This is a genomic window from Mesorhizobium sp. L2C084A000 (assembly GCF_000502875.1).
Taxonomy (GTDB): Bacteria; Pseudomonadota; Alphaproteobacteria; order Rhizobiales; family Rhizobiaceae; genus Mesorhizobium.
The window spans coordinates 172581-184938 of the sequence record NZ_AYWX01000001.1; the positions used below are offsets into that span (position 1 = coordinate 172581).

The window sequence follows — 12358 nt, forward strand, 5'->3', positions numbered from 1 at the left end:
TGGCGATTCGACTAGGCGGAGAAAACCACCGGAAACCAGTCCTCGCGTAGCCTCTGTCCCGGCTGCATGCCATGGCCATGATAGGGCGGCGAGGTGCGGCCCGGCCGCTCGACATAGCGCGCATCGTCACCGACCCAGCGCAGCGACAGCGCCCGGCGCCGCGCCGCGGTCATATTGCCACGGGCGCCGTGCGCGGTCCTGAAGTCGAACAGGATGGCGTCGCCCGGCTCCATTTCCCATTCGAGCACCTTCATCGACGGATCCTTGTCGGGATCGGGCACCGGCAGATAGTCGCCCTCGCCGGCATAAAAGTTGCTATCGTCGAGCCAGCGCACCGGCAGGATCATCTTGTCCCATTTGTGCGAGCCGGCGATCAGACGCAGCGTCGCTTCCTTCACCGGGTCGATGGGTATCCAGAAGCTCACCGTCTGCCGGCCATCGACGAAATAGTAGGGGATGTCCTGATGCCAGGGCGTCGGCTTCTGCGTGCCGGGCTCCTTGACCAGCACATGATCGTGGAAGAACTGCGCGGTGCGCGACTGCATCACCGCAGCCGCCAGTTCGGCGGCTGGCGAACCCCGCACCAGACTGACGAATTCGGGGATGCGCTCCCAGTTGCAGTAGTCGTCGAAGAAACTGCCGCGGCCGTTGGCGATGTCGGATGCGGTGGCGCTGCGGTTCTGCATGTTGCGTTCGATGCCGGCGGCAATCGTGTCGACCCAGCCCTTGAAGGCGCCGCGAATGCAGACAGCGCCGTCACGCTGATAGTCGGCAATCGTGGACGCGCCGATCATGGTGGCGTCGAGGGTGGCAGTCTGGGAAGCCATGGCGTTCTCCTCTTGGAATGAAGCCATTATCGCAATATCAATTCATTCAGTAAAATAATAACTTTCCATCCGACATATAGAGTACTCCTATGAGTGTGACCCTCACGCAGCTGCGCTATCTGGTTGCCGTGGCGCGTCACGGTAGCGTCACCGGCGCGGCAAAGATGCTCAACGTTTCTCAGCCGTCGATTTCGGTGGCGATCGACGCGGTCGAAAAGAATTTCGGCCAGAAGCTGTTCGTCCGCCAGCGCGGAAGCGGCGTGTCGCCGACATCGTTCGGCCGCGCCGTCGTGGCCAAGGCAAGGCAGGTTCTCACCGAAACGGACGAACTCGTCGGCCTGGGTTCAAGCAAATCGGCTGTCAGCGGTGAGTTGGTGCTGGGATGCTTCGAGGATCTGGCGCCTTTCTTCGCGCCGGCTTTGATCCGCGCCTTCTCCGAACGCTATCCGGCCGTCAAAATCGTCGTTCGCGACGAGACGTTCGAGACCCTGGGACGACGGCTGGGTGATGCGGCCATCGATCTCGGCCTGACTTATGATCTCAGCCTGCCGACGCATTTCGCCCGCATCCTGCTGCGCGAACTTCGCCCGCACGCGCTGTTGCCGGCAGGCCATGCCCTGGCGGACCGGCCAATGGTCAGTCTTGCCGATCTGGCCGCCTATCCGCTGATCACGACGGACCAGCCGCACAGCTGGCAGCACATGCTCGACCTGTTTCGCAGCCGCGGCCTTTCGCCAGCGGCCGACATGACGACGAGCTCGTTCGAACTGCAGCGCAGCATGGTCGCCAACGGCTTCGGCGTCGCGGTCAGCTATACCCGCCCGCACGGCGACCGCAGCTATGACGGGCTGCCGCTGATCTGCAAGCCGCTATCCGATCCGCTGCCCATGCAGCGGATCCTGCTCACCTATGACACGCATCAGCGTGTGTCGAATGCAGCGCTGGCCTTCGTCGAGATGGCCAGGGACTGGTTCGCCACCCGCGACATCTTTGCCTTGTGAAAGGCTGACGTGCACCACTCTCCCGCTTGCCGCTTGACGGTTTCTGCCGCTGCTGCCACTCCATGGACATGGAAAACATCCAGTCGAAAGCGGCCCAGGGCCGTGTCGCCGATGCTCCGAACGGCCATTGGGTCTACCGCGTGCTGCCGCGCTCGATATGGCCCTATGCGCAGCTTGCCCGATGGGACAGGCCGATCGGCTGGCAGCTGCTGCTGTGGCCGTGCTGGTGGTCGGCGGCCTTGGCGGCAAGCGCCTATCCGCGTCCCGGCGACCCGCTGCTCTCACTGCTGCCGGCACCAGTGTATCTCGTGCTTTTCCTGGTCGGGGCCATCGCCATGCGTGGCGCCGGCTGCACCTACAACGACCTCGTCGACGAGGACATCGACAGCCAGGTGGAGCGCACGCGCTCGCGACCGCTGCCGTCGGGCAAGGCGACCCGCCGGCGGGCATGGCTGTTTCTCGTCCTGCAGGCTCTGGTCGGCCTCGTCGTGCTCATCCAGTTCAACAGCTTCGCCGTCCTGCTCGGCATCTGCTCACTGGCGGTCATCGCCATCTATCCATTCATGAAGCGGATAACCAACTGGCCGCAACTGGTGCTTGGCCTTGCCTTTTCCTGGGGCGCGCTGATGGGATGGGCGGTCGAGTTCGGCGATCTCGATGGGCCTGCCATCATGCTCTATATCGGCTCGATCCTGTGGGTGATCGGCTACGACACGATCTACGCGCATCAGGACAAGGAAGATGACGCCATCGTCGGCGTGCGCTCGACGGCACGCTTGTTCGGCGACAACACCAAGTCGTGGCTGGCAGGGCTTTATGGTGGCGCGCTGATCTGTTTTGCGATCGCCTTCGCGTCGGCGCAGGCGCCGGTGGTGGCGCTGGCCGGGCTGATTGCCGCCGGCGCCCATATGGCGCGGCAGATCGCGGTTCTGGATATCGACAATCCGGACCAATGCCTGCGACTGTTCAGGTCGAACAACCAGGTCGGCTGGCTGATCTTCCTCGGCCTGATCGGCGGCGCTGTGTGGGTGGCGCTGAAGCCGCTGGTTTAGCGGCTTCCCGTCTCAGCATTCCCAGCGGGATCATGCTCAGTCGCGCGAAATAATCTCCTGGCCGTCGATGACCAGCCTGAGACCGAGGGCGCCCGCTCTGCGGCGAGCGAGGAAACGCGGGCGGCGCGTGTTCGAAATCCGCCCCTTGCGCCTATCCTGCGGCGGCAGCGTCTTGATGGCGGCGCCGAGCGATTCTTCCAGGGTGCGGGCAACGCCGTCCGATTCGATCAGCAGCATCGGCAGACGGTAAGCGTCGGCCCAGGCGCGCCAGTCGGCTGCGACATCGTCGAGATCGTCGGCCACAAGCAGCGGCACCGACAGCATCGGGTCGTTGTGCAGGAGTTCCAGGGTCACCGTGACATTGCCGTCCGGGTCTTCCATGGCGCGGGCGGCAACGCCGCGGAACGCATTGGCGGGCAGAACGATGATTGCGGGCAGGCCGCTCATCTCGAGCAGGCGGCGGATCACGGCGCCGCGCTGGTCGATGGTGAAGGTTACATCGCCGTAGTCGTCGCGAGTCGCGTAGCTCACCACTTGCGGCAGGCGGAATGGGTCGAGACGCATGTTGCGTCCCGCCCAGACTGGCTTCAGTCCGGTGTTCATAGAGTGGCCTTCCTGTCTGTCTCCTGAGAGCCGGTGTCCGGTTCTCTCCGGGCCGGTTTTTCCGGCCTCGTTTGTATGGAGACAGTAGCGCGGGCTCCTTACCGCCCCGCTTAAGAAAGTCGGTTAAATTTTGCTGATCTCAGGGATGGTTATCGGAATCCCACCAGCCACAAGATGTCGAAAGGATCAGATAACCTTACCCGGATTCATGATGCCGGCCGGGTCGAAAGCGGCCTTAACCCTTCGCATCAGATCGATCGCCATCGGCGGCGCGGTGGCGATCAGTTCGTCGCGTTTCAACTGGCCGATGCCGTGCTCGGCCGAGATCGAACCGTGCAGGCTGCGCACCACATCGTGCACCGCCTTGTTCATGGGATGATAGAGAGCGAGGAACGCCTCATCGTCGCCGTCGACGGGCCGCGAAATGTTGTAGTGGAGATTGCCGTCGCCCATATGGCCGAAGCAGACGACGCGGGCACCGGCGCTCACCGACGCCACGGCGCCGGCAGCCTCCGCGATGAAACGCGGAATCGATGCAATAGGCACCGAAATGTCGTGCTTGATCGAGGCGCCCTCCGGCTTCTGCGCCTCGGGCAGCAGCTCGCGGAAATTCCAGAAGGCATCGCCCTGCGTGAGACTCGCGGCAATGACGGCGTCGCCGACGAATTCCTGTTCAAGGCCGGCCGAAAGCACGTCCTCGATCAAGGCTCTCGAATCCTCCGATGAACGACCGGACGAAATCTGCATCAGCACGTACCACGGCCAGTCCTCGATCAGCGGCCGCACCACGCCCTGGGCATGCGCCAGCGTGAAATCATAGGGCCGCTTGCCGATCAGTTCGAAAGCGGTGAGTGCTGCCCCGGCACGGTCCATGGCCAGGCTGAACAGCGAAAGTGCTGCCTCGGGCGACGACAGGCCGACGAAGGCGACTTCGCGCCCCTTCGGCTTCGGGAACAGCTTGAGCACGGCGGCGGTGATGACGCCGAGCGTGCCTTCGGCACCGACGAACAGGTTTTTCAGATCGTAGCCGGTGTTGTCCTTCTTCAGCTTGCGCAGGTCGTCGAACACCTCGCCGGTCGGCAGCACCACCTCGACACCGAGACAGAGTTCGCGCGCATTGCCATAGGCAAGCACTCCGGTGCCGCCGGCATTGGAGGAAAGATTGCCGCCGATCTGGCAGGAGCCTTGCGCGGCCAGCGACAGTGGAAACAGCCGGTCGGCGGCGTCGGCCGCCTCCTGCAGCGTCTGCAGGATGACACCGGCCTCGACCGTCACCGTGTTGGACAAGACATCGATTTCACGGATGCGGTTCAGCCGCGACAGCGACAGGACGATTTCGCGCCCGGACCTGTCCGGCACCTGGGCGCCGACCAGGCCGGTGTTACCGCTTTGCGGCACGATCGGCGTGCCTGTCTCGGTCGCCAGCCGCATGATCCGGCTGACTTCGTCGACGCTGCCCGGCCGCAGCACCAACGATGTCGCGCCGTGCCAGAGCCCGCGCCGTTCAACGAGGTAAGGCGCGATATCCTGCTCTTCACGCAGCGCATATTTGTCGCCGACGATCGCCGTGAAGCGATCGATGAGAGCGGGATCGAGTGTCTCTGTGATTTCGGTCATGGGGAAAAACTATGTTGCGGGTTGTGGGATGTCACGAGGGGCGGCGGCACGCGACAGCCGATCGTTGATCGCTTCGCCGAGCCCGTCGAAGGGAACCGGCTCGACGGCGATGGTCCGCGCGCCGCTGCGGTCAAGCTCCTGCATATAGGCGAACAGATTGCTCGCCGCTTCGCGCAGGTCACCGGTTTCGGACAAATTGAGGAAGGCTTCGGCGCGGCGCCAGCCTTGCGCCCTCTGGCTGCCGAAGCCGAGCAAAGCCTCGCCCTCGCCGACCGTGCCGGCATGGAGCCGCATCGCAGCACCTGGCGCATAGTGCGAGGCAAGCATGCCCGGCGCCTCGATACCGGCGATGCCGCCGCGCAACAGCTCCATGCCGATAGCCGCCTCGATCTCCTCGGCGGCGATGCCGCCGGGCCTCAGCAGCCGCAATCCGTTTCCTTCGGCCTTGACGATGGTCGATTCCAGCCCGACCGGGGTCGCGCCGCCATCGACCACCAGCTTTATCCGCGCACCGAGATCGGCGGCTACCGCTTGCGCGGTCGTTGCGCTGATCCTGCCGGATGAATTGGCGCTGGGCGCTGCAAGCGGGCAGCCGAGCCTGGCGATCAGGTCGCCGCCAAAGCCCCTCGGCATGCGCAAGGCAATCGTATCGAGCCCGGCGGTGACCAGCGGATGGATGCCGTTGCCGGGCCGTTGCGGCAGCACCAGCGTCAGCGGACCTGGCCAGAATGCCAGCGCCAGTTTCCTGGACAGCGGATCGAACAGCGCGAGGCGTTCTGCCATCGCCATGTCTGCGACATGAGCGATCAGCGGGTTGAAGCGCGGCCGCCCCTTGGCCTCGAAAATGCGCGCGACACCGATGCCGTTGGTGGCGTCGCCGGCCAGCCCGTAGACGGTTTCCGTCGGGATGGCGACGACATCGCCTTCCATGAGCAGCGCCAGCGCCCGCTCCAGCGCCTCGCCCGAGGCAAGTATTTCAGCCACTCTCGTCACCTCACAGCTGCGGGGTGCGTAGTACGATGGCGGCCGTTGGGCAAGTCGCTGTTGGGTAAACGATTGTTGGGCGAGCAGGAGCATTGGCGATTTATCAATCCCTAAAATGCTATGTTTCCGCGAAAGCCGGCATCAATTCCGGCCTGCTATCGAACAGCTTCTGGGCAAAGGGGAGCGAAATCAGTGTCTGCGCGTATCCTGCTGGGTATCATTCTTGCTGTTGCGGCCGGCGAAGCCCAGGCGTCATCCCTGGTTTTTCCAGGCGCGCCATCCTCCACACCATCGATCGTCAGGATCGGCGCCCTCAACCAGCCTAGAACCGCCGATGCAGTCAATGCCAGCGATGGGCGGTCGGTGGTGGCAAAAGGGGAAGCGCAGCCCGACGTCACCGATGAAAAGGTGGCGGCGATCCCGGACAAGCCCGCGACCGGGCACGACTTCCAGCCAGGCCCGATGGTCATTCGTGGCGGCGTTACCGGTCCCGACTTCCCGGCACCCGCGCCAACCGCTGCACCAGCGACAGGTACTGCGCCGGCCGCTGGCACGGCGCCGGCGGCAGACACCGCGCCGGCAACGGCCACCGCCTCCGCAGCCCCCTCAGGGAACGCCGAGAACCAACCCACCCCGCCGAGCGCTCCGGCGCCGGCAGCAGGGCAGCGCATGCCTCCCAACGGCTACACCAAATAGCCTTGGCTCAAAGGCAGCCGACATCGATGGCGAGACTTGACGGTGGTCTGGCGCCCGGCGCACCATTGTCAGGCAACCCCGTTCTAGGCATTTCTGGCAGACGGGATTTCATCAGGGGTAAAGGGGGGACCATGAGAAAAGCTGGAATCGTAACCGGGGCAGGCCTTCTGCTGGCGTCACTGCTTGGCGTCGTCGCGGCTCACGCCGACGACATGCTGGGATCCTATGTCGCGCGCATTTCCGATCGCGACCATCAGGCGAGTGACGGCTATGCGCTGGACAATGCCGCGCAGATGGTGCGGCAGGACCGCGCCAACTGGCACAAATTCCACCGCCGTGACAGCGACGACGAGGGTGATGGCTGGTTCAGGACCAACGGCCAGCGCGCCGACCTGCAACGCATGCTGGAACGCGGCGGCGCGATGAGTTCCTCGACCAAGCGCGCCATCGTCAATGGCGAACCGCTGATCCAGGTCGATGTCTACGAAAACAGCGTGCGCGTCAGCATTCTCGAGAACTGACCGGGCCGTCGCCCGGGGCGGCTGACAGTCGGCTTCGGGGACGACTGACAGGAAAAGGCGGCGCCTCAGCACCGCCTTGCCATCGATGGAACCGGCGGCTGAAAAAATCAGGCCGCTTTTTCCTTGTCATCGTCTTCTTCGGACTCGTCGCCTTCAGCCTTCACGCTATCCTCGGCGTCGTCTTCGTCTTCGTCCTCGTCGTCTTCATCTTCGTCGTCATCCGAGAGCGTGGCAGTTTCGGTGGACTCTTCGCCATCTTCATCGTCGCCGTCTTCGTCGTCATCAGACAGGTCAGCGGCTTCGACCGCTGCGGCGGCGGCATGATCGAGGATGGTTTCGGAAGCGGATTCAGCGCCTCGGCGGAAGCCGGGGTTTCTTCTGTCACTTCGATGTCGTGATCGGAATTCATAGAAGCCTCCGTGGGGTTGGGGAACATGTCCCTTTTGCCACGGAGAGATCATCGCCATATGACTGTAAGCCGGCTCGAACGGCCGGCGGCAAAGAATATTTTCTTCGCCTTAACCTGCGATCTTCGAGAAATCCGCGACCTGGCCGGTGGCCGCGCGGATGCGGGCGAGCAGCGCCAGGCGGTTGGCACGCACCGCCTGATCCTCATCGTTTACAAGAACATGCTCAAAGAATGAATCAACCGGTTCGCGCAACACGCTAAGCGCCAGCAAGGCGGCGGAAAAGTCATCGTTTTGAATCGCTTCGCCGGCTTGCTTCTCAGCCTGATTCACCGCCGCAAACAGCGATTTCTCGGCATCCTCGCGCAAGAGTGCCGACTCAACGGTTTCGGCGACCACCGTTTTCTTCTTCTCCTCGGCGGCCAGAATGTTGGCCGCACGCTTGGTGCCGGCGAGCAGGTTCTTGCCATCCTCGGTGTCGAGGAAGGAGCCCAGCGCCTCGACCCGGCGCACGATCTGCAGCAGGTCGTCATTGGACGATTGGCCAATCTCCCCCCTTGTGGGGGAGATGCCCGGCAGGGCAGAGGGGGGTACTTGGCGCTGAGAGGACGGCGGGACAGCGCCCCCCTCTGTCGGCTTCGCCGACATCTCCCCCTCTAGGGGGGAGATCGGGCGCGAACCTGTCGCCAGCACCGCATCGATCAGGTCGTGCCGAGCGCCTTGATCGCGGAGGTAGACCTTTAGGCGATCGTGGAAGAAGGCCAGCAGGTCGCGATCCCCAGACTTTCCGTCGCCGGCGTGCGCCCGTGCACTCACATAGTCGCCACCCAACTTGGCCTGCTCTTCAGCGTGCCGGCGGTCGATCTGGTCTTCAATGATTCTTCGATGTTCAGCTACGATCGAAAGAAGGCTTACCGGCGTCTCGTTATCCAGCACCAGCCTCACCACCCCAAGAGCAGCTCTGCGCAGTGCGTAGGGATCCTTCGACCCGGTCGGCTTTTCATCGATCGCCCAGAAGCCGACCAGCGTATCGAGCTTGTCGGCGAGCGCGACAGCGACCGACACTGGATCGCTCGGTACGCGATCGGACGGGCCCTGCGGCTTGTAGTGTTCCTCCGCTGCAGCGGCGACCGATGCATGCTCGCCCTGAAGCAGCGCATATTTGCGACCCATAGCGCCTTGCAGTTCCGGAAACTCGCCAACGACTTCGGTGGTGAGATCGGCCTTCGCCAGGACGGCAGCGCGCCGCGCCAGTGCCGGATCGGCGCCGATGATCGGCGCCAGTTCCTCGGCAAGCCGCGCAATCCGCTCCACCCGTTCGCCTTGCGTGCCGAGCTTGGCGTGGAAAGTCACGCCGAGATGGTCGAGGCGGGCCATGCGCTGGTCGAGCGGCTTCTTGAGATCAAGCCCGAATTTTTCCGCCGATGCCTCGAGCTCACGCAGGTCAGGCAAATCGCCCTGGTCGGTCGTCCAGAAATAGAGCGCGTCGGACAGGCGGGCGCGCACCACCTTGCCGTTACCGTGGGCGATCTCCTTGCCGCCGTCCTTCGCCTCGATATTGGCGGTTAGGATGAAGCGGTTGGAAAGTTGGCTGATCTCCCCCCTTGAGGGGGAGATGGCCGGCAGGCCAGAGGGGCGCGCCTCACGCCGAGAGGACGGCGGGACAGCGCCCCCCTCTGTCGGCTTCGCCGACATCTCCCCCTCCAGGGAGGAGATCGGGCGCGATGTCACAAAGCACTTCTGGTTGGCGCGGATGGTCAGTCGGATCACCTCGGCCGGAATGGCGAGGAATGCCTCCTCGAACTCGCCCATCAGCACGACCGGCCATTCGACCAGCCCGGACACTTCCTCCAGCAGCCCTTCGTCCTCAACCAGATCAAGCCCGTTGGCGAAGGCGAGATTGCGGGCGTCGGCAAGGATGATCTCCTTGCGCCGATCAGCATCGAGCACGACCTTGGCCGCTTCCAGCTTGGAAACATAGTCGTCGAAGCGGCGTACCGTGATGGCGTCAGGCGCATGAAAACGGTGGCCATAGGTGATGTTGCCGGAGCGGATACCGTCGATCTCGAAATCGACCACGACAGGCTCCTCTGTTTCCGGGCCGAAGGTGCACAGGATCGATTGCAGCGGCCGTACCCAGCGCAGTGAACCGGGCTTGGCCGAGGCCGGCCCCCAGCGCATCGATTTCGGCCACGGAAAATTGCGGATGATGCCCGGCACCAGTTCGGCGATGATCTCCTCCGCCGCCCTGCCCGGCTTCGAAATGTGGGCGACATAAAAATCGCCTTTCTTCGGATCGGAATGGACATGCGCCTCGGCGATCGAGGAAAGTCCGGCCTTGCGCAGGAAACCCTGGACCGCCTGTTCAGGCGCCGATGTCGAAGGCCCCTTGATCTCTTCGCTTATATCCTTCGAGCGCGCGGTCAGGCCCCTGATGTCGAGGGTCTGCCGCCGCGGCGTCCAGTACTCGCGCGCCGCCTCATAGGTCAGTCCCGCCTCGACCAAACCGTCGGTCAGCATCTTCCTGAGATCACCCGCCGCCTTGCGCTGCATGCGCGCAGGGATTTCCTCGGAGCGAAGTTCTAGAAGCAGGTCAGGCATCGGGGTCAGCTCATGCGGGAGAGTGGTCCGGGCGGGGCATAGCAACTCGGCTGGCTGCTGTCACCCTTTACACAAATTTTGACCGCCCTGTCGGGACGAGACCACGCCACCCGTCCTTGGATCAAAGATTTCCATGAACCGAACGCAGCGCTGAAGCGACCCACGCTCAGGCAGGGAACATTTGGCTCAACGATCATGAAAACGGCATCCAGACTTCTGCAGATCCTCGCACTCGGCGCCTGCTTCACGGCGCAGGCTCACGGCGCCTTCTCGATGCCGGGCGTGCGGCAGGCATTGCGCACCATCGACGGTGCCGGCGGTCAGGCCGTACCGCCGATCAACGGTTCCCTCGAGATGATGAAGCGGGCCTGAAGCTCAGGCCGCCAAGCCACCCGCCTGCGTCTTCAGAAACGCTTCGCCGCAAGCCTTGGCCAGATTGCGCACCCGCAGGATATAGCTCTGCCGCTCAGTGACCGAAATCACGCCGCGTGCGTCGAGCAGGTTGAAGACATGGCTGGCCTTGATGCACTGATCGTAGGCCGGGAAAACCATGCGGTGCATCGGCAGATTGTCGTTGGACGCCGGCGCGCCGGCGTCGAGCAGCGCCTTGCACTCGGCCTCGGCATCCTCGAAGTGGCGCAAAAGCATCGCCGTGTCGGCGTATTCGAAATTGTGGCGCGAATATTCCTGCTCGGCCTGCAGGAAGACATCGCCATAGGTGACCTTGTCGGTGCCTTCGCGGCCGTTGAAATTGAGGTCGTAGACATTGTCGACGCCCTGCACATACATGGCCAGCCGCTCCAACCCGTAGGTCAGCTCGCCGGCCACCGGCGCGCATTCGATGCCGCAGACCTGCTGGAAGTAGGTGAACTGCGAGACTTCCATGCCGTCGCACCAGCATTCCCAGCCGAGACCCCAGGCGCCCAGCGTCGGACTTTCCCAATCGTCCTCGACGAAGCGGATGTCGTGCAGCAGCGGATCGACGCCGATCGCCGCCAGCGAGCCGAGATAGAGTTCCTGCAAATTGGGCGGGTTCGGCTTCAGGATCACCTGGTACTGGTAATAATGCTGCAGCCGGTTCGGGTTCTCGCCATAGCGGCCATCCTTGGGACGACGCGAGGGTTGGACATAGGCAGCGTTCCAGCGTTTTGGGCCGAGCGCGCGCAGCGTTGTTGCCGGATGAAAGGTGCCTGCACCGACTTCCATGTCGTAGGGCTGCAGGATAACGCAGCCATAGGCTGCCCAATAGTTGTGCAAGGCCAGGATCAGCCCCTGGAACGAGCGGCTGGGATGCATATGGGCGGGGATTTCAATTGTCACGGGTGGCCTCGACAGCACAGGCTAGCTTGCCGGCACGTCCTAGAGACCCGGCAGCAAAGCGTCAAGCAAAGCACGCCGATGCGGTCGCGCCGACATTATGGACAATGTTGAAAGCTTTGCAGAGGCTGGCCCATTGCCCATCTCTCGGGCCTGCGCTCTGTTCGCCTGTGCAGCAACGACAACAGGTTTCAGCCATGCCCAGCCCGATCGTCATCCGCCCTGTCGCGCGACAGGATTTCGAGCAATGGCTGCCGCTGTGGGATGGCTACAATGCATTTTATGGCCGCTCGGGCGAAACGGCCCTGCCGGGTGAGATTACCCAGATGACATGGTCTCGTTTCTTCGATGCCTATGAGCCGGTCCACGCGCTGGTGGCCGAAGGCGAGGGACAGCTTCTCGGCCTCGTGCACTATCTCTTCCATCGCAGCACCACGGCGATCGCACCGAATTGCTATCTGCAGGACCTTTTCACCACGCAGGCATCGCGTGGCAAAGGCATCGGACGGGCGCTGATCGAGGGCGTCTACGAGCGCGCCCAGGCGGCCGGCTCGGGCCGCGTGTACTGGCTGACGCATGAGACCAATCACACGGCGATGAAGCTTTACGACAAGGTCGCCGAACACTCCGGCTTCGTCGTCTATCGCAAGCTCTTCTGAGGCAGCCAGCCTAATACGGTTCAAACGAAAACGGGACTCCGAAAGAGCCCCGCTTGCGTTGAATTCAAATGGC

Annotated in this window: 13 protein-coding genes; 6 read left to right on the forward strand and 7 right to left on the reverse strand. The window is 63.4% G+C overall.

Features of this window, described 5'->3' with window-relative positions:
• Positions 1–11 precede the first annotated feature (11 nt).
• Positions 12–827 carry a phytanoyl-CoA dioxygenase family protein gene (locus tag X735_RS164680; RefSeq protein WP_023808645.1) on the reverse strand — a complete coding sequence of 272 codons (816 nt, stop codon included), beginning with the start codon at positions 825–827 and terminating at the stop codon, positions 12–14.
• A gap of 89 nt (positions 828–916) precedes the next feature.
• On the opposite strand from X735_RS164680, the gene X735_RS164675 reads away from it, so the two are divergent.
• Positions 917–1828, forward strand: a complete 912-nt coding sequence (locus X735_RS164675) for a LysR family transcriptional regulator (protein ID WP_023808646.1) — start codon at positions 917–919, stop codon at positions 1826–1828.
• A gap of 68 nt (positions 1829–1896) precedes the next feature.
• Complete coding sequence (gene ubiA / locus X735_RS164670; protein ID WP_023808647.1) at positions 1897–2880, forward strand: 4-hydroxybenzoate octaprenyltransferase; 984 nt, start codon at positions 1897–1899, stop codon at positions 2878–2880.
• Positions 2881–2916: 36 nt separating this feature from the next.
• Here the strand turns inward: ubiA and X735_RS164665 are convergent, their stop codons facing one another.
• The 3 genes from X735_RS164665 to X735_RS164655 all read right to left on the reverse strand — a co-directional run bounded on the left by X735_RS164665 (position 2917) and on the right by X735_RS164655 (position 6084).
• Complete coding sequence (locus tag X735_RS164665; RefSeq protein ID WP_023808648.1) at positions 2917–3483, reverse strand: DUF6101 family protein; 567 nt, start codon at positions 3481–3483, stop codon at positions 2917–2919.
• Between the two features lie 186 nt (positions 3484–3669).
• Positions 3670–5100, reverse strand: coding sequence for an FAD-binding oxidoreductase (locus X735_RS164660; protein WP_023808649.1), 1431 nt, complete (start codon positions 5098–5100; stop codon positions 3670–3672).
• A gap of 9 nt (positions 5101–5109) precedes the next feature.
• A complete protein-coding gene (locus X735_RS164655) occupies positions 5110–6084 on the reverse strand; it encodes an L-threonylcarbamoyladenylate synthase (protein ID WP_023808650.1) in 975 nt (324 codons plus the stop codon).
• Between the two features lie 192 nt (positions 6085–6276).
• Here X735_RS164655 and X735_RS164650 point away from each other — a divergent pair, with 192 nt between their 5' ends.
• Entirely contained in the window at positions 6277–6780 is a 504-nt protein-coding gene (locus X735_RS164650) for a hypothetical protein (RefSeq protein WP_023808651.1), read from the forward strand.
• Between the two features lie 131 nt (positions 6781–6911).
• A complete protein-coding gene (locus X735_RS164645) occupies positions 6912–7301 on the forward strand; it encodes a hypothetical protein (protein WP_023808652.1) in 390 nt (129 codons plus the stop codon).
• Positions 7302–7408: 107 nt separating this feature from the next.
• On the opposite strand, the gene X735_RS01000000165460 is transcribed toward X735_RS164645, so the two are convergent.
• Positions 7409–7768 carry an ATPase gene (locus tag X735_RS01000000165460; protein ID WP_245273035.1) on the reverse strand — a complete coding sequence of 120 codons (360 nt, stop codon included), beginning with the start codon at positions 7766–7768 and terminating at the stop codon, positions 7409–7411.
• Positions 7769–7819: 51 nt separating this feature from the next.
• Positions 7820–10309 carry a glycine--tRNA ligase subunit beta gene (locus X735_RS164640; protein WP_023808653.1) on the reverse strand — a complete coding sequence of 830 codons (2490 nt, stop codon included), beginning with the start codon at positions 10307–10309 and terminating at the stop codon, positions 7820–7822.
• A 195-nt stretch (positions 10310–10504) separates the two neighbouring features.
• Here X735_RS164640 and X735_RS1000000169210 point away from each other — a divergent pair, with 195 nt between their 5' ends.
• Positions 10505–10681: a hypothetical protein gene (locus X735_RS1000000169210; RefSeq protein WP_023808654.1), complete on the forward strand. Its 177-nt coding sequence runs from the start codon at positions 10505–10507 to the stop codon at positions 10679–10681.
• Between the two features lie 3 nt (positions 10682–10684).
• Here the strand turns inward: X735_RS1000000169210 and X735_RS164635 are convergent, their stop codons facing one another.
• The gene (locus X735_RS164635) at positions 10685–11605 is read right to left on the reverse strand and encodes a glycine--tRNA ligase subunit alpha (RefSeq protein WP_031212237.1); all 921 of its coding nucleotides are present in this window, start codon (positions 11603–11605) and stop codon (positions 10685–10687) included.
• Between the two features lie 218 nt (positions 11606–11823).
• Here X735_RS164635 and X735_RS164630 point away from each other — a divergent pair, with 218 nt between their 5' ends.
• Positions 11824–12285 carry a GNAT family N-acetyltransferase gene (locus tag X735_RS164630; RefSeq protein ID WP_023808656.1) on the forward strand — a complete coding sequence of 154 codons (462 nt, stop codon included), beginning with the start codon at positions 11824–11826 and terminating at the stop codon, positions 12283–12285.
• Positions 12286–12358: the final 73 nt, after the last annotated feature.